The organism is Streptomyces sp. NPDC052020 (assembly GCF_040680575.1).
In the GTDB taxonomy this organism is placed as follows: Bacteria; Actinomycetota; Actinomycetes; order Streptomycetales; family Streptomycetaceae; genus Streptomyces.
In genome coordinates this window covers 89,923-112,842 of record NZ_JBFAWY010000023.1, presented here as the reverse complement: position 1 = coordinate 112,842, position 22,920 = coordinate 89,923, and the positions used below count along the sequence as shown (strand labels likewise).

The window sequence follows — 22,920 nt, the reverse complement described above, 5'->3', positions numbered from 1 at the left end:
CGACCGTACAGGGCGAAAGCCCCTCGCCGTAGGTCGGCGAGGGGCTGCGCGAGGTGGAGCGGGGCACCGGTGACGGTGCCGGGGGACGGCTCAGTACCAGTGGTTGGCCTGCCAGAAGGTCCAGGCGTCGCACGGGCTGCCGTACCGCTCGTTCATGTAGTTGAGGCCCCACTTGATCTGGGTGGCCGGATTGGTCTGCCAGTCGGCGCCCGCGGAGGCGTACTTGCCCGCCGGCAGGGCCTGGAAGAGACCGTAGGCGCCGGAGGAGGGGTTGACCGCCTTGTAGTTCCAGCTCGACTCGTGGTTCACGATGTTGCTGAAGCACTGGAACTGGCCGCCCGGCACCATCTGACGCGCCATCGCCTGGATCTGCGCGATGGAGTAGGAGCTCTGGACGGCGAAGCTGGTCGCGTCACGGCTCGCGTCGCGGCTGGCGGCTTCCCGCTTCTTCCGCTCCCGCTCCGCCGCCTCCTTGGCCGCCTTCTCCTTCTCGGCGGCCTCCTTCTTCGCGATGGCGGTCTCGGCGGCCGCCTTGCGGGCCGCCTCCTCGGCTTCCTTCTTGGCGCTCGCGTCCGCCGCGATGGCCTGTGCGTCGGCCTGCTGCGTCAGGGACGCGGTCTGCACCTGGGCCTGCTGTCCCGCGGGGATGTCCGCGAGCAGCGTCGTGCCCGCGGCCGTCGCTTCCGCGTCGTTGTTCTGCGCGGTGCTGCCCGAGGCAACGCCGACGACGCTTCCGACAGCGGTGACCGCCGTGGCCGAGGCCACTGCGAATCCCCGGACCGAGATCCGGCTCACACGGTTTCCTTCCAGCATCGCCCGCCTCGGTGACCCTGGCGGACGCAATCGTGCCCCTGGCACTGGCCTCCCCAACTACGGGGTCACGGGAGGCACGGGCCCGGTGAGCAACTCCCGTGGCGGGAGCGCCGCGTGGTGCTCGGGCGGCATACGACATCGCTATGGAATTGGGACTTCGTCCGTGGCGCCGTACCTCCCCCACGCCTGGACGGCGCGGAGGCACCCCCACGGGGCACAACTGTGTCGTATGCGGGGCCTGACAGGAGTGAGACTCTGCCGTAACCCGACGCCGGGAGGCAATTCCGCGTTGCGTGGGAAAGCTCACATCCCGTTTCTCCCAGGGGATTCCCGGAAAGCCGTACGCGCGAAGGCGCCGCCCGGCTAGGCTCTACGCCTTTTCCGGACGGCGCCAACTGCCGCGTTACCGGCCCTTACCGGTGTTCTGTCGTCAGATCTGCCCGTCTTCCAGCATTTCGGTCACCAGGGCGGCGATCTGGGACCTCTCGGACCGGGTGAGGGTGACGTGGGCGAACAGCGGATGCCCCTTCAGTCTCTCGACGACGGCGACGACTCCGTCGTACCGGCCGACCCGGAGGTTGTCCCGCTGGGCCACGTCGTGGGTCAGCACCACCCGTGAGTTGGCGCCGATCCGGGACAGCACGGTCAGCAGGACGTTGCGTTCCAGCGACTGGGCCTCGTCGACGATGACGAACGCGTCGTGCAGGGAGCGGCCCCGGATGTGGGTGAGCGGGAGCACCTCCAGCATCCCGCGCGCGGTGACCTCCTCGATGACCTCCCGGCTGGTGACCGCCGAGAGCGTGTCGAAGACGGCCTGCGCCCAGGGGCTCATCTTCTCCGCCTCGGTGCCGGGGAGATAGCCGAGCTCCTGCCCGCCCACCGCGTACAGCGGACGGAACACCATGATCTTCTCGTGCTGGCGGCGCTCCAGCACCGCCTCCAGCCCCGCGCACAGCGCCAGCGCCGACTTGCCGGTGCCGGCCCGGCCGCCCATCGAGACGATCCCGATGTCCGGGTCCAGGAGCAGGTCGAGGGCGATGCGCTGCTCGGCGCTGCGGCCCTTGACGCCGAACGCCTCCCGGTCGCCGCGCACCAGGCGGACCATGCCGTCGGGCATGACCCGGCCCAGCGCCCGGCCGCGCTCGGAGTGGATGGTCAGGCCGGTGTGCACGGGCAGGTCCGCGGCCTCGGGGACGTGGATGTGCCCTTCCTCGAAGAGGATGTCCACCTGTTCGGCGGACAGGGTGAGCTCGGCCATGCCGGTCCAGCCGGAGGCGTCCGTGATGGCCAGTTCGGCGCGGTACTCCTCGGCGAGCAGCCCGACGGAGGACGCCTTGATCCTGAGCGGGAGGTCCTTGGACACGACGGTGACGTCGAACCCCTCGGCCTGGAGGTTCCGCGCGACCGCGAGGATGCGGGAGTCGTTGTCCCCCAGGCGGTAGCCGCTGGGCAGCACGCTGGGGTCCGAGTGGTTGAGCTCGACGCGGAGGGTTCCGCCGAGGTCCCCGATCGGGAGGGGCGTGTCGAGGCGGCCGTACCGGACCCGGTAGTCGTCGAGCAGGCGCAGGGCCTGCCGGGCGAAGTAGCCGAGTTCGGGATGGTGCCGCTTGGCCTCCAGCTCCGTCACCACGACGACGGGGAGCACGACCTCGTGCTCGTCGAAGCGGCTCAGGGCGTTCGGGTCGGCCAGCAGGACGCTGGTGTCGAGGACATAGGTGCGCCGGTCTGGCTTGTGGCGCTGTGCGCTGGTCACCACGGAAGGACGTACCCCCTCGGATGAGGTCGGGGAGCGACGAGAGTGAGCTGGACCGGTCGTCGGCCGCGATGCACGGGCCGAGAACCGGCCCTGGCGCTCGTCGTCCGTGCGGTGACCACACGGTCGGGCTGGTGCAACGGGCCTCCCGGGCGGGCGGCTCCGGGCCTCCCGCTGAGATCCGACGCCCGTGGTTCGGGTGTCGGCCTGCCTGGGTTATGCCCGGCAACCGGCGCGGCCATGCCACGGCATATGACGGCGCGCCGGTGAACACCTCGTGAAGTGGGGCGAGTCCGCTCCGCCCGGCCTCGCCCGCTGCCCTCGGGGGCGCGCGTGTCAGCCGCCGAAACGGCGGTGGCGGGCCGCGTAGTCGCGCAGGGCGCGCAGGAAGTCGACCTTGCGGAAGGCCGGCCAGAAGACGTCGCAGAAGTAGTACTCGGAGTGCGCGGTCTGCCACAGCATGAAGCCGGACAGCCGCTGCTCGCCGCTGGTGCGGATGACGAGGTCCGGGTCGGGCTGGTCGCTGGTGTAGAGGTGCCGGCCGATCATGTCGATGTCGACGGCCTCGGCGAGCTCCTCGACCGAGGTGCCCTTGCCGGCGGCGTCGAGCAGCATGGAGCGGACCGCGTCGGCGATCTCCTGGCGTCCGCCGTAGCCGATGGCGACGTTGACGAGTATCCCGTCGACGTGCGCGGTGGCCTCCTCGGCTTCCTTGAGGGTGCTCTGCATCTGCGCCGGCAGCAAGTCGAGCGCGCCGACGTGGTGCACGCGCCAGCGGCCGTCGGCGGCCAGTGAGCGGACGACGTCCTCGATGATCCCGAGCAGCGGGACCAGTTCCTCCTGCGGCCGGTCGAAGTTGTCCGTCGACAGCAGCCAGAGCGTGACGACCTCGACGTCCGTCTCGGCGCACCAGCCGAGGAACTCCTCGATCTTGTGCGCGCCGGCCCGGTGGCCCTGGGCGGTGGTGGAACCGGCGGCCTTCGCCCAGCGGCGGTTGCCGTCCATGATGACGCCGATGTGCTTGGGCACCTGTGCGTGGTCCAGGTGGCCCTCCACCCGGCGTGCGTACAGCCGGACCAGCAGGCTGCGCAGTGTGTCGCGCAGGTTCACGTGATTGTCAGCCCCTCCGTACGGATCGGACAGGCGCGGCGTCGGCCCAGGCACGGCCGAGGGCGGTCTCTGTCCGTATGGCGGTCCCCCGGAGGCGAAGCCTACCGCTGCGGGGGCCCGGGGTGGGGGCGGGGTGTGACGGACGGGGGCTGTGGGTTCGATGGGATGAGTGTGCTGGGACTGGGCGCGGCCCGGGAGGGGCGGTGCGCCCGGCCGCGGGGAGCAGCGGGGAGGCACGGGCGCGCAGAGAGGGCGGGAGGGGGCGCGGGCCTGTGACCAGGGAAGAAAAACGGGCCGGTCCGTGGGGGGGGAGACGGACCGGCCCGAGGGGGGGGTTCCACCATAACCCTTCGTAAGGGATGTTGCGTGCATCGGCGGGAAACAACTACTCTCCGGAGCCACCCGGCGACGCCGCGCTTGACGCGGAATGCCTTGTTCACAGTGGACGCCCGGCCGGAAGACAGCGGAATCACAGGGGATCCGGGTGAGATGCCGAGGCATCCGGGGGGATGCGTGCGCGGGGGCTCGCACGGCGTGTCCGCACCGGTATCCCCCACCCGGGTGACCCGGGTCGCGCGCGCCCTCCCTCGACCGGCGTACACAGGGGGCGTGGCACCGCGCAGCCCCCTCCACTGCGCGGTACCCCTCGCGCAGCTTTGCTGGCGCGAATGCATTGGTCTGAACTTATGTGATCACGCGCACCGGATGCGAGGGGGATGCATAACGATGTGGAAACTCTGCGAGGATCTGCGGGCGTTGCGTCACCGGTTGCCCGTGTTTGCCGCCTACCGAGATCGAGGAGGTGCTCCTGGAGGGCGATCCGGCCTGGGTGGCGGCCGGGGGCCGCTCGGGCGCCTGGCGGCGCGCCGTGAAGGGGAACCGGCCGAACAGGCCGCCCGCGTGGGCGCCGTGCTGGAGGCGGAGGCGGAGCTGGTGGTGGGGAAGGTGACGGTGGGCCCGCTCGCGTGAGGCCGGCCGGCCCCCGTCCGCCCGGTCACCGGCCGGGTCTGCGGGCCTCGAAGAGGTGCCGGGCGCTGTGCGCGACGAAGGGGCCCTCGGCCTCGATCCGCTGGTGCAGGGCCCGCAGGCGCGGCTCGTACTCCTCGACGGTGAAGCCGGGCACCATCCAGACCACCTTGCGCAGGAAGTGGACGACGGCGCCGATGTCGTGGAACTCGATCCGCAGCCGCTCCGCGCGCAGGTCGGTGATCTCCAGCCCGGCGGCCTCGGCGGCGGCGCGCTCCCGGTCGGGGTGCCGGGCGGTGCGGGACTCCTCCGGCAGGGGGCCGAGGAAGTACTCGACGAGTTCGAAGACGCTGGCCGGACCGACGTGCTGGGCGAAGTAGGTGCCGCCCGGCTCCAGGACGCGGGTGATCTCCGTCCAGTGGGGCTCGACGGGGTGCCGGCTCACGACGAGATCGAAGGATCCGTCCGCGAAGGGCAGCGGCGCGTCCTCGGGCGAGGCGACGACCGCGACGCCGCGCGGACGCAGCAGGGCGGCGGCCTCGGCGACGTTGGGCGGCCAGCCCTCGGTGGCGACGACCAGCCGGGGCCGGCGCGGGGCGGTGCCGAGCGCGAAGTCCAGCACCTCCCCTCCCCCGGTCTGCACGTCCAGCACGGCCCGCGCACCGCCCAGCCGGCCGGCCATCGACCGCGCGTACCCCCACGAGGGCCGCGCCTCGGTGGCCCGCCCCTCGAACCACGAGAAGTCCCAGCCTTCGGTGGGGGCGGCGACGGCCTCGGCGACCAGGTCTTCGAAGGCGCGGGACGGCGGGCGGGCAGGGGAGGACTGGGGGGCCATGGCGTCGTTCCTACCCGGGGGCCGCGGGGCGGGCAACCGATTTCGGGGCGGGGGACGGTTGGCCGGGGCGGTGCGGGGCAGATCCGTCGAGGCCGGGGACGTGGGTGAGGCGGAGCGGAGGGCTCGGGTATGCGGCGGCGATGGTCCGACGGGCGGGGGACGCTGATCGTGCGCGCGGGGGCCGGGGAGACGCCGGTGAGCGTCCCGCTGGAGATCGCCGCCTCCTACCGCGCCCGCACCAGGGGGCTGCTGGGCCGGGACGCCGTCGACGGCGCGATGCTGCTGACCCCGGCCGCCGGTGTGCACACCTTCCGCATGCGGTTCCCCATCGACGTGGCCTACCTGGACCGGCACCTCACGGTCCTCGCCGTCCGGACCATGCGGCCGGGCCGGCTGGGCCTGCCGCGCGTGGGCGCCCGGCACGTCCTGGAGGCGGGGGCCGGGGCGATGGCGAGGTGGGGGCTGCGGGCCGGGGGGCGGGTGACGGTGGTGCCGGGATAGACCGCCGCCGTCTCCCGCCGCGCCCTCGGCCGCCGCGGACGCCGCGTCACCGGCCGGGTACGACGGCCGTGGTCAGCCCTCCGAACGCGGGAAGGACACCTCGACCCGCCGGTTCTTCTTCCGTCCCGCCTCGGTCGCGTTGTCGGCGATCGGGTACTGCTCGCCGTAGCCGCGCACCTCGTACGTGATGTCCGCGTCGTCCAGTTCCTGGACCAGGATCTGCTGTACGGCGTCGGCGCGCCGCTTGGACAGGACGTCGCCGTGGGCGGAGGAGCCGAGGTCGTCGGTGAAGCCGAAGACGCGGATCCTCGTGGCGTTCTGCGCCCTGATCTCCTCGGCGATGCCGGCGACACGGGCCCGGGACTCGGCGCTCAGCCTGGCGCTGTCCTTGCCGAACAGCACCTCGGCCTGGAGCGCGAACTTCACGTCCGCGTTGGTGTCCTCACGGCGTTCGTCACCGCTCTGGTCCTCCACGACCGACTTGATGTCCAGCACTTTCGCCTGGGCGAGCGTCGCACCGTCCGGAAGCTTGAGATCGGGGTCGTTGGGGTCCGGCTCGACGGGGGCGGAGGCGGACGCCTCGGTGCCCGGGGGCACGCTGGGGCCCTCGTCGGCGCGGGCCGGCCCGGCGGTGACGAGCAGGAGGGTGGTGGTGGCGAGGGCGAGAGCCAGACGGGTGGGGGTCATCGGTGCCTCACCCGGAGATCTGGATGGTGCCGCTGGAGAATGTCGGCAACTGGAAGGTGACCTCGGTCGTGGTTGCGGGCGGAGCGGGGAACTGCATGAACACGGAGAGACTGTCACCGGCCTTGATCGTGGAGAATCCCGTGGTCGTCAGCGGACGGCCATCCGTGTCACGGAGCACGTAGTACCGCTTCTTCCCCTTCGGGTCCACCAACGTGGCACCGCCGAGCGACCGGCCGTTTCTCACGATCTCGGTTTCGTTGCCACTCAACGCCGCGGGGACGACGGCGGCCTTGGCGCCATCGTTCTTGAGAGTGCCGTTCACCGTGATGAATCCGCCGGAATCGCGCTGCGCCGAGGTGATCCGGAGAAACAGCCCGTCCGAGCCTTTCATTTCGGCCAGCGGCTCTTCCGACTGCCCTTCTTGCGCAGTCGGCGCGGAATCGCCCTCCTTGGAGGAGGATGCCGAACTCCGCGGTTTGTCGTCGTCCCCGCTACCGCAGCCTGCCGCAGTGAGCGCCAGTCCGGCCATGACAAGCAGCGCGAGTGACCCTCTGAGCGCCTGCGTCGTGAACCGAATGCTCATGACTCCGTTTCCTTCATCACTCGTTGTCCGCTTCCCAGTCGGCCAGATGGACGTCAAAGAGGTCATCGGCTTCCGGCAGGTCGACGAGGTGGTCCGGGTCCAGGACCCAGTCTCTGTCCTCGCACGTGAGCTGTGGCAGTACGTCGTCCCCGGAATCCTCCGGAGGAAGTCCGCAGCGGGCTTCGATGACCGCGTGGGCGGTCGCCCGGGACTTCTTGTCCGCGGTGCCGGGGACGATGGAATCCCCCACGGGCTTGTTCGTCTCGACTTCCACAGTGAATCCGAGGGGGCCTTGCGGACCGCAGTTCAACACGCGGGCATCGTTACGGGCGGCCAGTTCCTCGGCACGCCAGCAGGGAGAACCGATCCCCGTGACCTCACCTTCGAAGATGGCCTGCCACTTCGCCGGATCGAGCACGTTTTCTGCCCACACGTCCGCGAGTTCGTCCCGTGTCTCCTGTGCCGCTGCGAGCGCCGCCGCGTCAGCCGCTGTCTGAGCGCCGTTCCTGTTCACCGCCGCCTGGCCCACCGCGAGGTAGGCAAACGCAAGGAAGAGCAGACCTCCCACTACCGTGATGTAGATGGGGAAGGCCTGCCCTGTATCGCTGAACTTGCCCGGCCGCATCAGCCGCCGGTGACCTCGGCGATCTTCTGGGTGATCGCGTCGTAGATCGACTGCCCGATGTCCGTACCCGTGATCGCCAGCACGATCGCCACCACCACGGCGATGATCCCCAGATACTCCACCGCCGTCTGGCCCCGGTCGTCGTGGGCGGCACGAGTCCGCAGGTGCGAGGCGATGGTGTTGATCCAGTTGCTCATGCTGTTCCCCTCCACGGTGGCCGATTCCGCTTTCGACCCGGGCACGGTACGGCCGGGCCCCCCGTCCCCAAGAGGGCCCGAGGGCCCAATCCCGGGCCCAATCGAAGCCCCGGCGTCGCCTCCGGCTCCCCCCGCTCGTCATCGCGCCTCACTCCCGTCCCCGGCGAGTGCCCGGCACCGTGCCGAGCCATTTGGCCGCGGCCTCGGCCCGGCTGGTGCTCTGGAGCTTGGCGAAGATGCGGTTGATGTGGTTCTTGACCGTCTTCTCGCTGATGAAGCAGGTGGCGGCGATCTGCTGGTTCGTCATGCCGTACGCGATCAGGTCCATGATCTCCGCCTCCCTCGCGCTCAGCCGGTACGTCGACGGCCTGGACGACGACTGTCCCACAGAAGGTTGCAGATGCGAAAGAGTGCGGGCCGCATATTGCGGCGAATGGGTGGATGACAGCGGCACTTCGGCTCCGCCTAAGCGGAGTTCGGCGTTGTCCGTCGTCGCCATCGGTGAATCATTGCCGTGTGCAGTCGCACCTCCCAGCGGGAGGTCCGCCTGCTCCCCGTGGCCCGTCTCCGCCCGGATCCTCGCCAGCAGGGCCTCGGCCGCCGTCGGCGTGAAGTGGGGTTTGCCGCGTCCGATGTCCCGTACGGCGTCGGCGAGCTGGTCGGCCGTGAACTCGCCGTGGACCAGATAACCTCCGGCACCCCGGCGCAGAGCCTCCCGTACGGTGTCCGACTCGCCGCTGTACGTCAGCATCATCACGGGCGCGACGCGCACCAGGTACGGCAGGGCGGACAGGCCGTCGACGCCGGGCATGCGGACGTCGAGGAGGACGACGTCCGGGCGGTGTTCGAGGGCGGCCTCGCAGGCCTGGCGTCCGTCCGCGGCCTCGGCGACGACCTGGATGTCCCCCCGGCCGTTGAGCAGCGCGGTGAGGCCCGCGCGGACCACCGGGTTGTCGTCGGCGACCACCACCCGCAGGCAGGCCGGCCGGGTGGGCGCGGGCAGGCCGGGGAACGGGTCCGGGGGCGGTGGCTGCGGAGCTCCGGCGGGGCGTGCCGGGTGGTCGGTGAGGTCCGGCATCGGCGCGGCCTCCTCTCCTGTCGTCGGGACGGGCATGGCGGTGTTCAGGTGGCCGGGGGCGGGGCGCCGGTGGTGGTGAGGGCGGCCAGCGGCAGGTCCAGGCGGACCTCGGTGCCCTTGGGGTGGCCGCCCCGGCCGATGTGGAGGCGGGCGCCCACCGAGGTGGCCCGCTCGACCATGCCGACCAGGCCGAAGTGGCCGGTGCGGCGGAGTTGTTCGAGGGTGGTGTCCGCGGGCAGGCCGCGGCCGTCGTCGTACACGCTGAGGCGCAGCTGGTCGCCGTGGACGCCGGCCCGTACCTCGACGCGGGTCGGCGCCCCGTGGCGGTGGGCGTTCTCCATGGCCTCCGAGGCGATGGTGAGGAGCTGGCGGGCCACAGCGGGCGGGACGGGCGGAAGGGGCGTGCCGTCGTCTCCGGTCGGGTGGTAGGTGGCGCGCAGGCCGGTGCGGGCGCCGAAGTCGCGGGTGCGGGCGGCCAGTTCCGCCAGCAGGTCCGTGGCGTGGTCGGGGTCCGCCTCGCGGCGCAGGTCGGCCAGGAGTGCGCGGGACTCGGCGGCGGCCCTGCGGGCCGAGCGGGCCACCAGTTCCGCCTGCCGCCTGACGAGGGCCGGGTCCATCCGGTCCGCGCCCGCCGAGGCGGCGAGCCCGTCGGCCGCCAGGGCCACGCCGTGCAGGGTCTTGGCGACGGAGTCGTGCAGCTCGCGGGCGAGGCGGGCCCGTTCGGCGCCGACCGCCTCGGTGACGGCCAGACGGGCCCGCACGGCGGTCAGGGCCCGGGTGGCCGCGCCGAAGCGGAACATCAGGTTGCGCAGGCTGGAGCCGACGGCTCCGGCGATGACGCACAGGCCGGGCAGGAGCAGCGACTCCGCGGGGCCGGGCCGCGGGTCCCGCAGCGCCGTGTGGGCCAGCAGCAGGATCAGCGCCTGGAGCGAGGCGAAGACGGCCGCTCCGCGCCAGCCGTAGACCAGGCCGGCCAGGAGCGGGGTGCAGACGCTGACGTAGGCGAGCGTGGTGTCCGGGCCCGCCGAGACCAGCAGCAGCGCCCCGAAGAGGGTGTCCAGGCCCAGCAGGCTGGGGTGGCGCAGCAGGAGGGGGCCGAAGCGCTCCCAGTCCCGGAAGAGGACGTAGGAGCCCATGAAGGTGACGACCACCGCGGCGCCGACCAGGCGGACGCCCAGACCGGGGTTGGCGTTGAGCAGGGCGGAGGGGGCCGCCAGGGCGATCATGGCGAGGCGGAAGCCGAAGACCTGCCGGCACATGGCCTGGAGGGCGTTGATCTGGATGGGGAGGGTGGGCGGGTCCGTCCGGCCGTCCGCCGGTACCCGCCCGGGCGGCCCGGGCGGCCCCTCGCGGTCCGGTGCGCCGGCCGGCGCCTGCCCGGGCGGGGCCGTGCCCGCGGGCGGGGTGGTGATCTGCGGTGCCCCGTCCGGCGCGTCCGCGGTCGGCATGGTCCTCACCCGCCCCTCTACTCCCCTGTGATCGTCCCGAAGTCCGTACCGGAGCCGAGGATCAGGCCGGCGCCGAGCAGGAGCATCGTGGCCGGGACCATGAACGTGGTGATCATCATGGTGGCCTTGGGTACGGCGCGGGCCGCCTTGCGGCGGGCGTTCTGCGCGTCCGTGCGCCGCATGTCCCGGGCCAGGGACACCAGCGTGTCGACGATGGGCGCGCCGAGTTCCTCGCCCTGCTGCAGGGCCGTCACGAACATCGCCACCTGTTCGGAGTCGTTGCGGCGGCGCAGCTCCGCGAAGGCCTGGCGGCGGCTCATGCCGAGGTCCATCTGGCGCAGGGTGATGCGCAGTTCGTCCGCCCAGGGGCCTTCGTAGCGGGAGGCGACGCGGTCGAGGGCCTGGCGGAAGCCGAGGCCGGCGCTGACCACGACCGCCAGGACGTCGAGGAAGTCGGGAAGCGTCCGCTCGATGACGTCCTTGCGGACCCGGATCGCCGCCCAGATGCCGACCTCCGTCCAGAACGCGCCGAAGGCCAGCAGGAGCAGGGCGACCAGGATCTGGCCGCGCAGCAGGAAGACCAGGAAGCCGACGGCGCCGAGGAAGCCGTAGACCGCGCGGCGGGCGGCGTACCGGTCGATGGTCAGGCCGCCGGGGTTGCCCGCCAGGTCGATCTTGCGGCGGTACCGGGCCACCAGGGCGGGGCCCATGAGGCGCAGCACGGCGGGCGCGTACCGCATGCCCATGCGGTCGATCAGCGAGTCGACGGCGCCGGTGCGGGTGGCGCCGACCTCCAGGGCCAGGGCGAGGTCGGCGGGGAGTCTGGCCTCGGCCCGGTACATGCGGACGCCGGCGAAGACGCCCCAGACGGCGAGGCCCATGAGGGCGGCGAGCAGCAGTGCCATGTCGGTTTCCTCCCGGCCGGTCAGACGTCGATGCGGGACAGGCGGCGGATGAGGACGAAGCCGACGGCGTACAGCGCGAAGGCGACGATCACCGCGACCTGGCCGGCGGGTGAGCCGGTCATGCGTTCCAGGGCGCCGTCCTTCACCCCGTTCATCAGGAACAGCGAGCCGACGCCGAGGACGGGGACGGCGTACGAGGTCAGGGTGACCTGGGAGAGCTGGGTGCGGACCTCGCGCCGGGTCTCCTTGCGCTCCTCCAGGGTCTCGGTCAGGTTGCGCAGGGCGCTGACCACCTGGCCGCCCGCCCGGCTGGACAGCACCAGGGTGGTGACGAGGACGACCAGTTCGCGGGAGGGGAGGCGGTCGGCGAGTTCGCCGAGGGCGTCGTCCATGGAGGCGCCGACGGCGAGCTGGGCGGCCACCTTGCCGAGCTCCTCGCCGGCCGGGGCCTCCAGTTCCTCCGCCGCCATGGAGATCGCGGTGCGCAGCGCGAGGCCGGCCTGGGTGGCGTTGGCCAGGATGCGGGCGAGTTCCGGGAGCTGGTTGATGAACTTCTCGATGCGTTTCTGCCGCTGCCAGCCGAGGAACTGCGCCGCCGCCCACACGCCCAGCAGCCCGGCGAGCGGCCCGAAGAAGGGGGCCAGGGCGGCCTGGCCGATCAGCCACAGCCCGGCGACCGCGGCGAGCATGCAGACGGAGAACTCGCCGGGGGTGATGTCGAGGCCGGTCGCCGCCAGCCGCAGCTCCAGTTTCCGGCCCGCCTGCGTACGGCGCAGGCGGCGGTCCAGGGTGTCGAAGCGGCGCCGGCGGCCGGCGGACGGGACCTGCCCGGAGGCGGCCAGCCGGTCCGCCAGGGCCTGGCGCTGTGCCCTGCCCGCGGCGTAGGAGTGCACGCCCAGCACGGCCAGAACGCAGGTCAGCAGGGTGATGCCCGTGGTGAGCGGGACGAGGGTGCGCAGATCCATGGGGCGGTTCCTACCTACCTGGCTTCTCGGGTGGCGAGCTGGTCCGCGGTCCGGGCGACGCCGAACGCCTGCGGGATCGGCTGTCCCGCCATGTAGAGGCGGTCGGCGGTGCGGCGCGGGAGCGGGTAGTGCTCGTAGGCGCCGTGGACGCGGCCGTCGGCCGTCATCGGGCGGGCGTGGAAGCGGGCGACCGTGGCGAGGCGGTACGGCTCGCCGCCGTGGCTGTCGAGCAGGGCGACCTCGGTGATGCGGCGGGCGCCGTCGGCGAAGCGGGTGAGCTGGACGATGACGTCGACGGCGCTGTTGATCTGGTCGTGCAGGGCGACGAAGGGGATCTCCACGTCGGACATGGAGGCCAGGGTCTGCAACCGGGTCAGGGCGTCCTCGGCGCTGTTGGCGTGGACGGTGGCCAGGGAGCCGTCGTGGCCGGTCGACATCGCCTGGAGCATGTCGAGGGACTCGCCGCCGCGGACCTCGCCGACGACGATGCGGTCCGGGCGCATGCGCAGGGAGTTGCGGACCAGGTCGCGGATGGTGATGCGGCCCTTGCCCTCGACGTTCGCGGGCCGCGACTCCAGGCGGATCACGTGGGCCTGCTGGAGCTGGAGCTCGGCGGAGTCCTCGATGGTGATGATGCGCTCGTGCTCCGGGATCAGGCCGGACAGGGCGTTGAGGAGGGTGGTCTTCCCGGTTCCGGTCGCGCCGGAGACGATGATGTTGAAGCGGGCCCGCACCAGTCCGGCCAGCAGGTACAGCATGTGCTCGTCCAGCGAGCCGAGCCCGATGAGCTCCTGGAGGGTGAAGGAGCGCGGGAACCGGCGGATGGTGAGGGTGGCGCCGGTCAGGGACAGCGGCGGGATGATGACGTTGACGCGTTCGCCGGAGGGGAGGCGGGCGTCGACCATCGGATGGGACTCGTCCACGCGGCGGTTGACCGTGGAGACGATCCGCTCGATGGTCTGCATCAGCTGGTCGTGGGAGGCGAAGCGGAGCGGGAGCTGCTCGACCCGGCCGCCGCGCTCGACGAAGATCGCGTCGGGGCCGTTCACCATGATCTCCGTGATGGACGCGTCTTCGAGCAGCGGCTCCAGGATGCCGAGGCCGAGCGCCTCGTCGACGACCCGGCGGATCAGCTGGGAGCGCTCCACGGTCGACAGCACCGGGCCCTCGCGGCTGATGATGTGCCCGAGCACCCGCTCCAGCCGTGCCCTGCGCTCGGCGGCGGCGAGCGAACTCATCTCCGCCAGGTCGATCTCCTCCAGCAGCTTGGACCGGTAGGAGGCGACCAGATGACCGTCCTCGCCCCGGCCACCGGCGTGCTCCTCGGGGGTGTGGATGCGTGCGCGCAGGCTCATGGTCCGGTGCTCCTCGCTCCTTGTCCGCGTGGGTCGTTCAGTGGTCGAGCGGCATGGTCGCGGTCCTGGTCGCGTCCCCGAAGTCCCAGCCGGGCACGATCGAGGGGATGTCGACGGTGGCGGTGACCGTCACCTCGCCGGCGCCGTAGGACGGCGGGCAGTCGGTGCCGTCGGCCAGCCAGCCGCTGACGACGGACGCGCAGGCGTCCTGGGCGCTCTCCTGGAGGGAGGCGCTGCGCGCGCCGGCCCGGGCCGCCGTGCCCGCCTGCTGGGCGGTGTAGGCGATCAGGCCGAGCTGTACGGCGGCCATGGCGACGGCGATCAGGACGGGCAGGAAGCCGATGTACTCGATGGCGGCCTGCCCCCGGTCGCCGCCCCGCCCCCGAAGGTTCCCGGGCCGGGACCGGCCGTACGGCGTTCCGGCCCCCGGCTGCGCGGGCCGCCCGTCCGTACGGCTTCGTGTACGACTTTCCGTACGACCTCGCGTACGCCTTTCCCCGGGCCGGTCCGTACGCCGTACCGTCCGTTTCTCCGTGCGCATCTCAGTCCTTCTCCTCCTCGACCGCGCCCGCGTGGCCTTGCACGTCGAACGGGAGCCCGATCGTGCCGGGGAAGAGGAGCGGGACCCTCAGGTCGACGTCGGCGGTGACATAACCGCCGGCGGTGCCGCAGTCGACGGCCGCGCCGCCCTGCCAGGCGTCCGGCAGCTTCTCCAGGCCGGCCTGCCGGCAGGCGCCCTGCCGGGCCCCCGGCGCCGCCGCGGTCGCCGCGCGGACGGCCTCGTCCGCGGCGTTCCCGGCGAGCGTGAAGGTGTACCCGACGAGCACGAGCTGCCAGAGCACCACCAGCGTCAGGATGATCGTCGGCGTCATGCCGAGGAACTCGATGGTGACCTGGCCGGCGTCCCGCTCCCCCGGAGCCGTACGCGTCCTCGCGGCCGTACGCGTCCTCCTCATCCCCCCGCCTCCCTGCGGCGCCGGAAGCCCACCGCCGCCCGGTCCCCGCGCAGCCGGCCCGCCCGGTGGGAGCCCTCGGCGGCCCGCACCAGCCCCAGTTCGCCCGCGAGCGTCCACAGCGCCTGCTTCACCGTGCTCTTGCCGTCCAGCTCGTGGACCCGGCCGGCGTCCACCGCGCTCTGGAGCTCCTTGTAGTGCGCGGGGACGGTGGTGGCGGCGACCGCCGTGCCGGTGATCTTCTGGATCAGGGGCGGCTGGATCTCCGCGTTCCTGCCGTGGCGGTTGACGACGACGGTCGTCTCCTCCGCCTTGCGGATCTGGAGCCGGTCCCACATCCGCACCGCGCGCTTGGCGCCCCGGACGGCGACCACGTCCGGGGTGGTGACCAGCAGCGCCGTGTCGGCCATCTCCACGGCCGCCGCGCCGGCACCGCTGAGCTGGGCGCCGCAGTCGATGACGACGACGTCGTAGCGGGAGCGCAGGGCGCCGACGATCTGGCGGGCGGCGCGGTCGGTGACGTCCTCGCCGCGTTCGCCCTCGCCGGGGGCGAGCAGCAGGGCGACGCCGGTCTCGTGGCGGTAGACGGCGTCGGCCAGGACGCGGGGGGAGATGTCGCTGATGGCGGCCAGGTCGACGACCGAGCGGCGGAACTGGACGTCCAGGAAGGAGGCGACGTCCCCGGTCTGGAGGTCCAGGTCGACCAGGGCGGTACCGCGGCCGGACGCCTGGGCGGCGAGGGCGAGCTGGATGGCGGTCAGGGTCGCCCCGACCCCGCCTTTGGCGCCGCTGACGGTGACGACGGTCCCGCCGACGCCGGTGAACACGTCGCCGCCGGCGCCCAGGTGCCGCCGTACGCCCACCGACCACTGGGCCACCGCCTGGACCCGGCTGGCGAGTTCCTCGTAGCCGAGGGGGAGGGCGACCAGGCCGCGGGCGCCGTAGTCCATGGCGGCCTGGAAGAGACCGGGGCTGGCGTCGGAGGTGACGAGGATGACGCCGACCGCGGGGAAGCGCAGGGCCACGTCGCGGATCAGTTCCAGGGCCGGGACGGGGCCGATCCGCTCGTGGACGATCACGACCTCGGGAAGTTCGTCGACCGACTCGGCGGCCAGGCGGGCGAGGGCGTCGACGAGCTGGGTGGAGTCGACCACCGGGGTCACCGGTTCGGCGTCCGGGAGCTGGCTGAGCAGGGTCGTGATGGACCGGACCGCGTCCGCGTCGCCGACTGCCGGGAGGATCCTCGTGGGCATGCGGGCCTCTCACTTGTCCTTCGCGAGTTCGTACGTCCGGTCCTCGTCCGGCACGGTGGTGTCACCGCCGGGCGCGACCAGCGCGAGCCGGACCCGCTGGGCGAACGACTCGGCGTAGGTGATGCGCTGGGCGTCGATGGCGGACAGGGCGAAGGTGACGGGCACGGCGTCGGTGGGCTGCCGGCTCTGGCTCTTCTCGTCGGGTTGCAGCGCGGTGATCTCGCCGATGTCGAGTACCTTGGCGCCGGTCACAATGATCTTGGACTGGTCGGGGTCGCCCTCGCGCTGTCCCTCGAAGGTGGCGTACACGTTGACGGTGGAGCCCGGCGTGATCTTGCCCGCGACCCCGGTCGCCGCGTCGACCATGATGGCGACCTCCTGCTGGCCCGGCCTCAGGGCGGGCTGGTCGACGATCATGTCGCTCTGGAGCAGGGAGCCCTTCTTCAGGGTGGTCACGGCGATCTTGCCCTGGATCTGGCGGAGGTCGGTGACCGCGGTCTCCGGCAGCCAGCGCTCCGGCATCTCGGTCTTCTCGAACTGGACCGCCCTGAGCTCCGTGTACGGCTCCACTCTCGCTTTCAGCCGGTAGGCGGTGACCTCGGGCCCCACTTTCGACTTCACGTCGTTGATGACGGACAGCACGCCGGCGAAGGCACCGAGGGCGCAGAGGACCGACAGGATCAGCAGGATCACGCCGCGGCGCTGACGGGAGTTCATGAGCCGTGCAACCTCGTTGGGGGTGTCGGGCGAGCGGGGGCGGATGGAGCGGACGATCCGATCGGACCGGGCGGACCGGACGGCGGGCGGCGGGGGTCCGCGTGGCGGGCGGCGGACGGCGGTGCCGCGGGCCGGGCCCGGACCAGCCGTGCGCCCCCCGGGCCGGGACTCATCCGGAGCCCGCGCGGCTCGCCGGGCGGAACCGGTCGCGGCTCTCCTGGCGCTGGGCGGGGCGGCCGTCGCGGCGGTGGGGGTCGGGGAGGCGGTCGTCGGCCGGCGGCGCGGCGGAGCAGAACACGCAGCGGTCGCCGATGAGGTCGATGCCGCACCAGTGGCAGGGGTTCTGCCGTACGGACGTGACGAGCTGGTAGAGCACCGAGAGGTCCGGCAGGAAGGCGCAGAACTCGATCATCTTGCCGGTCCCCCACCAGGCGGCGGACTCGGCGGGGAGCGGGACCTCACGCAGTCCGAGGGTCCGCCAGGAACGCGCGAGGGTGCCGGTCACCCAGTCGGACTGCGCCTGGCCCTTGGCGACCAGCAGCCACGTCCCGAACTCCGGCCCCGACAGGTTGGCGCCGGGCCCGATCCGCACCAACTGCGGTACGGGGTGGGCGAGGACGCCGAACTGGCTCCCCGGCACCCAGGACTTGGCGTGCGCCTTCAGTCCCACGGGGACGCGGTCCAGCCGTGCGACGGAGCCGAGGAGCGCCCCGGCGTGGATGTAGTGGGTGAGCAGCCGGCCTGCCGAGGCGAGGACGCCGGGGCCGAGGTCGCAGGACGCCAGCTGGCGTAACTGCCGGGCCAGGACGGCGATCCCGAGCGGCGGCAGCGGTGGCCGGAACAGGGCGATGCGGTCGCTCTCCAGCAGGGACCGCACGGTGTACAGACGCCGCTCGACGGCGACGGGGACGGCCTGCGAACAGACGACGATCACATGCCCGTGCTGGTCGATGAGCGCCTGCATCTCGGCGAGCACCTGATCCAGCGGCCGTCTGCCGACGTCCTGGAGCACGGCGGCGGGCAGGGTCCGCTCGTCCTGCGGTGGCAGCGCCATGTCGGCACTGGTCACGGCAATGGCAGTTGGCACGCGCAGCTCCCCATTCCCCACACGCCCGTCGGTCGGCCGGGCGTCACTCCGGCCCAACCGGATGACTTCACTGCGTGACTACGTCAGCACTGTATCCACGCGTCTGTGACCGGAGAACAGCGTTTCTCCAGCTTGAAGGAACTGTTGCCACGCAAGGCGCATCAAAACGGGGCAGGGGGAACATCCTGCCGCGGGGCTGCCGGCCGTGGCCCGGCCCGGGCGCGAGCGCGGCGGGGGCCTCCTTGCACGGGGGCGCGTTGGCCGCTCGGGCGGGAAGCGGTGCGTCTGGGGTGGGCCACAGCCCGCCCCCCTTCACCACCGGCGGAGCTCCAGGAGCGCCTGGACGAAGGCGACACGCTCATCGATCACGGAATCGCGGAATCTGAAGCGGTTGTACAGGGCGAGACGTTCGAGGGCGAAGGGGCCGAAGCGGGCTGAAGTCGGCTTCCACGCCGTTCGCGTGGGGAACCACAAGGACGTCTCACCACTGTTGAGGATGAATTCGATGATGTGAAGAACGAGCCAAATGGGCCACAGGAGCGCAAAAGCGATGACCGATGGGATAGTGACGAGACGCGCGGAAAAAGAGCTCCCATCCGGCAGGGTGAACGCAGCGGGGCGCCAGACCCAGCTCTTGGGCGACAGGTCGAACACGGCGAGCTCGTTCTTATCCGGATCGAGTGCGACCAATTGCTGACGTCGTTGGGCCACAGCGACCACAGGCTCCAGCCCCTGCTGGTCTGCGTACACGGTGAATCGCGGCTTCAGCTCCGTGTCTACCCACGACCTGGGCAGGCCGCTTCCCACGTAAAGGGTTCGCTCCCCGTCCATTTTGATGCGGAACAGAAGCGGATAGGCCGCGTCCGGGCTATCGGTTTCCTGCGCCTTCGCGGCACACACACGGAAGGTGATCTTACTCATGAGGTCCGTCCGTCCCTGTCGCTCGCCGACAGCGCCTTGTCACCCAGCACGCGTGTCACCAACGTCCCGGGAAGAACATCTAGCCGCACACTTGTTCGGCGAAGGGTGCCGCGTGCGTCGGCACGGACGCCACCAACGCGATCCACGACCCGTCCGCGAACGCCAGCTCGAAGCGTCCTCGCTGGAGAACCCCCTTGGGCTGCACGCGGACGCCGAGGACAGCAGTCCGTGGAGCCTCCCACTGTGGTTCGAACGCCCGCACGGTCTGCCACAGTTTCGCGCGGTCCGCGAGCGCGAGCACCCGGTGGTCGGTGAACGCGACCGCCAGCGTCGGGGCCGGCAGACGCGCGGCCGTGTAGTGCGTCACCAGGAATTGCCCGGCCTGACTCTCCCAGTCACCGTGCATGCCCTTGCCGTGGGCCGTCCTCGTGAGGGCGTTGTCGACTGCCAGCTCCGCGCCCTCCGCCGCCCGCTCCAGCCCCGTGGTGGCCTTCGGTTCACTCGGCCGCAGAAGTCTCTGCACCGCACTGGGGAGGAGGCCCTTGAGTCGGCGCTCCAGCTCCCACTCCTTGGGCGGCTGTCGCGTCCAGGCCGGCCGCTCCGGCACCCCCGGCGCCAGATGGCACTCGCAGACCGCGATGAGCCGCTCCCCGGGCCGCAGGTGCGGTCGCACCTGGTCACGACAGTCCTTGTTCATCCCGCGCCTCTCCAGAACGGACGAGTGGTCAGCCGAAGGGATTGTCCCGGAACCGGGGCTCCGCCGTGCGCCGGTCGGGCTGCGACGGATTGGCGATGCCCAGTTCCTCACGGGCGGAGGTACTGGGATTACGGTTCCCGGCCAGCCGGTCATCGACCTCCCCGGCGCCGATCCCCGCGGCTCCCTCCAAGCCCTGCTGACGGGTCTGCCCGACGGGGTCGCCGGTGAGACCGGCCGCACCCAGCGCTGCCTTTCCGGTGTGCTTCACGACTCGATGGGCGGCGAAGGCCGCCAGACCGTCGGAAGTCCTCAAGTCTCCGGCGTGCTTCCACGTCCATGGTTTGGCGGTGCTGAATCTGTTCGTCTTGGCCAGCAGCTTGAGTGCCCTCATGGCCTCCGCGACCTTCTGCAACGCCCTGGCGAGCCGTGACACCTGGCTCGCGATCCGGGAGGTGGCCAACGCTCCCTCGGCGGCGGCCGCAGCGCTCCCGGCAGCCGCGGAAACGCCCGCTGTCAGTGCGGCGAAGGCCGCGGAGGCGGCCAGAGTGATGAGCGCCCATTCGATCAGCTCGCGGATGACCGTCTCGACCATCTCCTGAACTGCGCGGCACTCTTCGGCCGCTTCACGAAGCAGTTCCGCCGTCGCCTCCATGTCACCGGCCTCGGCTTCGAACTCCGCCTCCAGTCGGGCAAGTTCGTTCATGAAGGAGTCGGCGGCGTCACCCGACCATTCGTGTGCCAGATCCGCGCGGTCACGGCGCTGGTCGGCGACGAGATCGCGGATTTCACCGGCCTGTTTCGCCCACAGATCGGCCGCGTTCTGCAGTCCCTCGGGATCGCCGGTGACGCATTCCAGTGCTCGGCCAGTGGCTCCACGATGGGGCGCATCAGTTCGCCGAGCAGCCCGCTGAGCGGACTCATCCAGTCGTTGGCCTTGCCGTACGCATCGACCGCCGTGCCCGCCGGCCCGCTCATGCCGTTCCGCCAGACCGAGCCGCAAGGGAACGGAGGTGGTCCATCGTGTGGTCTTCCACCTCCTGGTACGAGCGGGCGGTACGTGCGATGAAGTCGGCGATCTGGTCTTGCTGTCCTGCGGCGAAGCCGAGGTTCTCCAGCGTGGCGTCGACGCGCTCGCGGTAGTCCTGGCCGGTCTGCTCGGAATCCGGAAGCTTTCCGAAAGCGTGAGCGCCGGGAGAATGCGCGCCCAACGCCTTACGAATACGGCGCAACCGGTCGGCACGGTCCTGCGCAGCTCTTGAAAACCGAAACAAAGCGACCTGGGCAACAGCATATTGTGACGCCATACATCCCCCCGGTCAGGCCGTTCTGTCGGTCAAGCGCGCCCAGGCTAGCAACTCATCGCAGCGTCGGCGGCCCCAGTCGGTAAGCCCGTGACATGAATGCGCAAGATGGCCCGGCACTTATTTGAGACAGGACGAAATCGGCTCGCTGACGTCTTACGAATGATCACTTTCGTCACTCGAGGGGGAACGACCAAGGTGGCCACCCGGCCTCCATCTGCCGCCGGGTCCGGGCGGGTTGGTCCGTACCAACCCCTTGACAAGCCAATTGGTCTGGACCACCTTGTACCTCCAGCGGTGGCCACCGTCTCCCATCCCCACTCCCCACTCCCCAACTCCCCACCGGAGGCCCCAGTGGACCCCGTACGCAGACGGCGCAGAGGACGGATACGGACGTGGTCGGGTGCCGTGGCCGTCGCTGTCGCGCTCAGTGGCACGGCAGCCGTCGGGCAGGCGTCCGCCGCGGACGTCAACAACGTCAGGAACGCCGGGTTCGAGGCCGGGCTGAGTGACTGGACCTGCTCCGCGGGCAGCGGTACGACGGTCTCCTCACCCGTGCACGGCGGCTCGGCCGCGCTGAAGGCGACGCCGTCCGGGCAGGACAACGCGCGGTGCGCGCAGACGGTCGCCGTCAAGCCGAACTCGACGTACGCCCTGAGCTCCTGGGTGCAGGGCGGCTACGTCTACCTGGGCGTCTCGGGCACCGGCACGACGGACGTGTCGACCTGGACGCAGGCCGCGAGCGGCTGGAAGGAGCTGCGGACCAGCTTCACCACCGGGCCGTCGACGACGTCCGTGACGCTGTACACGCACGGCTGGTACGGGCAGGCCGCGTACTACGCCGACGACGTGTCCGTGTACGGGCCCGACGGGGGCGGTGGCGGCGGTCCGGAGCCGTCGGTGCCGGCCGCGCCGGCCGGGCTGAGCGTGTCGGGGGCCACCGCCTCCTCCGTGTCGCTGCGGTGGAACGCCGTGCCGGGCGCGACCGGTTACACCGTCTACCGGGACGGGACCCGGGTGACCGCCGTGAGCGGCACGTCGGCGACCGTGACCGGGCTCGCCGCCGCCACGTCGTACTCCTTCCAGGTCACCGCGAGCAACGCGGCCGGCGAGTCGGCGAAGTCGGCGGCCGTGACCGGGCGGACGGCGGAGTCCGGGGACGGGGGCGGCGGCGGGGCGCTGCCCAAGCACGCCGTCACCGGCTACTGGCAGAACTTCGACAACGGCGCGACGGTGCAGCGGATCTCCGACGTGCCGGCCCACTACGACATCATCGCCGTCGCCTTCGCCGACGCGACCTCCACGCCGGGCGCCGTCACCTTCAACCTGGACACGGCGGGGCTCAAGGGGTACACCGTCGACCAGTTCAAGGCCGACATCAAGGCCAAGCAGGCCGCCGGGAAGAAGGTCATCATCTCGGTCGGCGGCGAGAAGGGCACCGTGTCGGTGAACAGCGCCGCCTCGGCCACCGCCTTCGCTGACTCCGTGTACGCGCTGATGCGGACGTACGGCTTCGACGGCGTCGACATCGACCTGGAGAACGGGCTCAACGCCACCTACATGACGCAGGCGCTGCGCGCGCTGTCCGCCAAGGCCGGGCCGTCCATGATCCTCACCATGGCGCCGCAGACCATCGACATGCAGTCGACGTCCAACTCCTACTTCCAGACGGCGCTGAACGTGAAGGACATCCTCACGGTCGTCAACATGCAGTACTACAACAGCGGCTCCATGCTGGGCTGCGACGGCAAGGTCTACAGCCAGGGCACCGTGGACTTCCTGACCGCGCTGGCCTGCATCCAACTGGAGGGCGGGCTCGCCCCCTCCCAGGTCGGTCTCGGGCTGCCGGCCTCCACCCGCGCCGCCGGGGGCGGGTACGTGGCGCCGGGCGTCGTCAACAACGCGCTGGACTGCCTGACGAAGGGGACCGGCTGCGGATCCTTCAAGCCGGCCAAGACCTATCCCGGCCTGCGCGGCGCCATGACCTGGTCGACCAACTGGGACGCCGCCACCGGCAACGCCTGGTCGAACGCGGTGGGGCCGCACGTGCACGCGCTTCCCTGAACGAGCCGCACCTCCCCGCAGACGCCCCGGCCGTCCCCCACGGCCGGGGCGTCTGCGTGTCCCGCGCCGGCCTGCGGTGGCACCCCGCACGGGGCGGTGCCGGGCG

24 protein-coding genes are annotated in these 22,920 nt (G+C 71.6%); 2 read left to right on the top strand and 22 right to left on the bottom strand.

Features of this window, described 5'->3' with window-relative positions:
- Positions 1-90 precede the first annotated feature (90 nt).
- The 4 genes from AB0L74_RS23230 to AB0L74_RS23215 form a co-directional block, all read right to left on the bottom strand.
- Positions 91-795 carry a transglycosylase SLT domain-containing protein gene (locus AB0L74_RS23230; protein ID WP_365655446.1) on the bottom strand — a complete coding sequence of 235 codons (705 nt, stop codon included), beginning with the start codon at positions 793-795 and terminating at the stop codon, positions 91-93.
- Between the two features lie 448 nt (positions 796-1,243).
- Positions 1,244-2,569 carry a PhoH family protein gene (locus tag AB0L74_RS23225; protein WP_365655442.1) on the bottom strand — a complete coding sequence of 442 codons (1,326 nt, stop codon included), beginning with the start codon at positions 2,567-2,569 and terminating at the stop codon, positions 1,244-1,246.
- Between the two features lie 333 nt (positions 2,570-2,902).
- The gene (locus AB0L74_RS23220; protein ID WP_365655439.1) at positions 2,903-3,676 is read right to left on the bottom strand and encodes an isoprenyl transferase; all 774 of its coding nucleotides are present in this window, start codon (positions 3,674-3,676) and stop codon (positions 2,903-2,905) included.
- A 994-nt stretch (positions 3,677-4,670) separates the two neighbouring features.
- A complete protein-coding gene (locus AB0L74_RS23215; RefSeq protein ID WP_365655436.1) occupies positions 4,671-5,477 on the bottom strand; it encodes a class I SAM-dependent methyltransferase in 807 nt (268 codons plus the stop codon).
- Between the two features lie 129 nt (positions 5,478-5,606).
- Here AB0L74_RS23215 and AB0L74_RS23210 point away from each other — a divergent pair, with 129 nt between their 5' ends.
- On the top strand, positions 5,607-5,978 hold the full coding sequence (locus AB0L74_RS23210; RefSeq protein WP_365655434.1) for a DUF192 domain-containing protein: 372 nt from the start codon (positions 5,607-5,609) through the stop codon (positions 5,976-5,978).
- Between the two features lie 72 nt (positions 5,979-6,050).
- On the opposite strand, the gene AB0L74_RS23205 is transcribed toward AB0L74_RS23210, so the two are convergent.
- The 18 genes from AB0L74_RS23205 to AB0L74_RS23120 all read right to left on the bottom strand — a co-directional run bounded on the left by AB0L74_RS23205 (position 6,051) and on the right by AB0L74_RS23120 (position 20,753).
- On the bottom strand, positions 6,051-6,665 hold the full coding sequence (locus tag AB0L74_RS23205) for an OmpA family protein (protein WP_365655431.1): 615 nt from the start codon (positions 6,663-6,665) through the stop codon (positions 6,051-6,053).
- Positions 6,666-6,672: 7 nt separating this feature from the next.
- Positions 6,673-7,248, bottom strand: coding sequence for a hypothetical protein (locus AB0L74_RS23200; protein ID WP_365655428.1), 576 nt, complete (start codon positions 7,246-7,248; stop codon positions 6,673-6,675).
- 16 nt (positions 7,249-7,264) lie between these two features.
- On the bottom strand, positions 7,265-7,873 hold the full coding sequence (locus AB0L74_RS23195; RefSeq protein WP_365655425.1) for a pilus assembly protein TadG-related protein: 609 nt from the start codon (positions 7,871-7,873) through the stop codon (positions 7,265-7,267).
- Positions 7,873-8,070, bottom strand: coding sequence for a hypothetical protein (locus AB0L74_RS23190; protein ID WP_365655421.1), 198 nt, complete (start codon positions 8,068-8,070; stop codon positions 7,873-7,875). The genes AB0L74_RS23195 and AB0L74_RS23190 overlap by 1 nt, the downstream gene beginning before the upstream one ends.
- A gap of 148 nt (positions 8,071-8,218) precedes the next feature.
- Positions 8,219-9,148: a response regulator transcription factor gene (locus AB0L74_RS23185; protein ID WP_365655418.1), complete on the bottom strand. Its 930-nt coding sequence runs from the start codon at positions 9,146-9,148 to the stop codon at positions 8,219-8,221.
- Positions 9,149-9,192: 44 nt separating this feature from the next.
- Complete coding sequence (locus tag AB0L74_RS23180) at positions 9,193-10,596, bottom strand: histidine kinase (RefSeq protein ID WP_365655415.1); 1,404 nt, start codon at positions 10,594-10,596, stop codon at positions 9,193-9,195.
- Positions 10,597-10,613: 17 nt separating this feature from the next.
- Positions 10,614-11,501: a DUF5936 domain-containing protein gene (locus AB0L74_RS23175; RefSeq protein WP_365655412.1), complete on the bottom strand. Its 888-nt coding sequence runs from the start codon at positions 11,499-11,501 to the stop codon at positions 10,614-10,616.
- A gap of 20 nt (positions 11,502-11,521) precedes the next feature.
- On the bottom strand, positions 11,522-12,466 hold the full coding sequence (locus AB0L74_RS23170; protein ID WP_365655409.1) for a type II secretion system F family protein: 945 nt from the start codon (positions 12,464-12,466) through the stop codon (positions 11,522-11,524).
- A gap of 14 nt (positions 12,467-12,480) precedes the next feature.
- Complete coding sequence (locus AB0L74_RS23165) at positions 12,481-13,821, bottom strand: CpaF family protein (RefSeq protein ID WP_365655406.1); 1,341 nt, start codon at positions 13,819-13,821, stop codon at positions 12,481-12,483.
- Positions 13,822-13,858: 37 nt separating this feature from the next.
- Positions 13,859-14,173: a TadE/TadG family type IV pilus assembly protein gene (locus AB0L74_RS23160; protein ID WP_365655487.1), complete on the bottom strand. Its 315-nt coding sequence runs from the start codon at positions 14,171-14,173 to the stop codon at positions 13,859-13,861.
- 190 nt (positions 14,174-14,363) lie between these two features.
- Positions 14,364-14,777, bottom strand: a complete 414-nt coding sequence (locus AB0L74_RS23155; RefSeq protein ID WP_365655403.1) for a pilus assembly protein — start codon at positions 14,775-14,777, stop codon at positions 14,364-14,366.
- Complete coding sequence (locus AB0L74_RS23150) at positions 14,774-16,027, bottom strand: AAA family ATPase (protein WP_365655401.1); 1,254 nt, start codon at positions 16,025-16,027, stop codon at positions 14,774-14,776. The genes AB0L74_RS23155 and AB0L74_RS23150 overlap by 4 nt, the downstream gene beginning before the upstream one ends.
- A gap of 9 nt (positions 16,028-16,036) precedes the next feature.
- Positions 16,037-16,744, bottom strand: a complete 708-nt coding sequence (gene cpaB, locus AB0L74_RS23145; protein ID WP_365655398.1) for a Flp pilus assembly protein CpaB — start codon at positions 16,742-16,744, stop codon at positions 16,037-16,039.
- A 169-nt stretch (positions 16,745-16,913) separates the two neighbouring features.
- On the bottom strand, positions 16,914-17,798 hold the full coding sequence (locus AB0L74_RS23140) for a hypothetical protein (RefSeq protein ID WP_365655484.1): 885 nt from the start codon (positions 17,796-17,798) through the stop codon (positions 16,914-16,916).
- Between the two features lie 345 nt (positions 17,799-18,143).
- Complete coding sequence (locus tag AB0L74_RS23135; RefSeq protein WP_365655395.1) at positions 18,144-18,752, bottom strand: hypothetical protein; 609 nt, start codon at positions 18,750-18,752, stop codon at positions 18,144-18,146.
- A 79-nt stretch (positions 18,753-18,831) separates the two neighbouring features.
- Positions 18,832-19,449: a hypothetical protein gene (locus AB0L74_RS23130; RefSeq protein WP_365655392.1), complete on the bottom strand. Its 618-nt coding sequence runs from the start codon at positions 19,447-19,449 to the stop codon at positions 18,832-18,834.
- A gap of 28 nt (positions 19,450-19,477) precedes the next feature.
- Positions 19,478-20,449: a WXG100 family type VII secretion target gene (locus AB0L74_RS23125; protein ID WP_365655389.1), complete on the bottom strand. Its 972-nt coding sequence runs from the start codon at positions 20,447-20,449 to the stop codon at positions 19,478-19,480.
- The gene (locus AB0L74_RS23120) at positions 20,421-20,753 is read right to left on the bottom strand and encodes a hypothetical protein (protein ID WP_365655386.1); all 333 of its coding nucleotides are present in this window, start codon (positions 20,751-20,753) and stop codon (positions 20,421-20,423) included. The genes AB0L74_RS23125 and AB0L74_RS23120 overlap by 29 nt, the downstream gene beginning before the upstream one ends.
- Positions 20,754-21,104: 351 nt before the next feature.
- On the opposite strand from AB0L74_RS23120, the gene AB0L74_RS23115 reads away from it, so the two are divergent.
- On the top strand, positions 21,105-22,814 hold the full coding sequence (locus AB0L74_RS23115; protein ID WP_365655382.1) for a glycoside hydrolase family 18 protein: 1,710 nt from the start codon (positions 21,105-21,107) through the stop codon (positions 22,812-22,814).
- Positions 22,815-22,920 lie beyond the last annotated feature (106 nt).

What these genes read in the sequence shown, in the direction of transcription:
- AB0L74_RS23135 (WP_365655395.1), bottom strand. Translation starts at nt 18,752, where the DNA reads ATGAGTAAGATCACCTTCCGTGTGTGTGCCGCGAAGGCGCAGGAAACC.
- AB0L74_RS23205 (WP_365655431.1), bottom strand. Translation starts at nt 6,665, where the DNA reads ATGACCCCCACCCGTCTGGCTCTCGCCCTCGCCACCACCACCCTCCTG.
- AB0L74_RS23215 (WP_365655436.1), bottom strand. Translation starts at nt 5,477, where the DNA reads ATGGCCCCCCAGTCCTCCCCTGCCCGCCCGCCGTCCCGCGCCTTCGAA.
- AB0L74_RS23175 (WP_365655412.1), bottom strand. Translation starts at nt 11,501, where the DNA reads ATGGCACTGCTGCTCGCCGCCCTCATGGGCCTCGCCGTCTGGGGCGTC.
- AB0L74_RS23200 (WP_365655428.1), bottom strand. Translation starts at nt 7,248, where the DNA reads ATGAGCATTCGGTTCACGACGCAGGCGCTCAGAGGGTCACTCGCGCTG.
- cpaB (WP_365655398.1), bottom strand. Translation starts at nt 16,744, where the DNA reads ATGAACTCCCGTCAGCGCCGCGGCGTGATCCTGCTGATCCTGTCGGTC.
- AB0L74_RS23180 (WP_365655415.1), bottom strand. Translation starts at nt 10,596, where the DNA reads ATGCCGACCGCGGACGCGCCGGACGGGGCACCGCAGATCACCACCCCG.
- AB0L74_RS23130 (WP_365655392.1), bottom strand. Translation starts at nt 19,449, where the DNA reads ATGAACAAGGACTGTCGTGACCAGGTGCGACCGCACCTGCGGCCCGGG.
- AB0L74_RS23150 (WP_365655401.1), bottom strand. Translation starts at nt 16,027, where the DNA reads ATGCCCACGAGGATCCTCCCGGCAGTCGGCGACGCGGACGCGGTCCGG.
- AB0L74_RS23120 (WP_365655386.1), bottom strand. Translation starts at nt 20,753, where the DNA reads ATGGCGTCACAATATGCTGTTGCCCAGGTCGCTTTGTTTCGGTTTTCA.
- AB0L74_RS23155 (WP_365655403.1), bottom strand. Translation starts at nt 14,777, where the DNA reads ATGAGGAGGACGCGTACGGCCGCGAGGACGCGTACGGCTCCGGGGGAG.
- AB0L74_RS23210 (WP_365655434.1), top strand. Translation starts at nt 5,607, where the DNA reads ATGCGGCGGCGATGGTCCGACGGGCGGGGGACGCTGATCGTGCGCGCG.
- AB0L74_RS23165 (WP_365655406.1), bottom strand. Translation starts at nt 13,821, where the DNA reads ATGAGCCTGCGCGCACGCATCCACACCCCCGAGGAGCACGCCGGTGGC.
- AB0L74_RS23140 (WP_365655484.1), bottom strand. Translation starts at nt 17,798, where the DNA reads ATGGCGCTGCCACCGCAGGACGAGCGGACCCTGCCCGCCGCCGTGCTC.
- AB0L74_RS23185 (WP_365655418.1), bottom strand. Translation starts at nt 9,148, where the DNA reads ATGCCGGACCTCACCGACCACCCGGCACGCCCCGCCGGAGCTCCGCAG.
- AB0L74_RS23170 (WP_365655409.1), bottom strand. Translation starts at nt 12,466, where the DNA reads ATGGATCTGCGCACCCTCGTCCCGCTCACCACGGGCATCACCCTGCTG.
- AB0L74_RS23195 (WP_365655425.1), bottom strand. Translation starts at nt 7,873, where the DNA reads ATGCGGCCGGGCAAGTTCAGCGATACAGGGCAGGCCTTCCCCATCTAC.
- AB0L74_RS23190 (WP_365655421.1), bottom strand. Translation starts at nt 8,070, where the DNA reads ATGAGCAACTGGATCAACACCATCGCCTCGCACCTGCGGACTCGTGCC.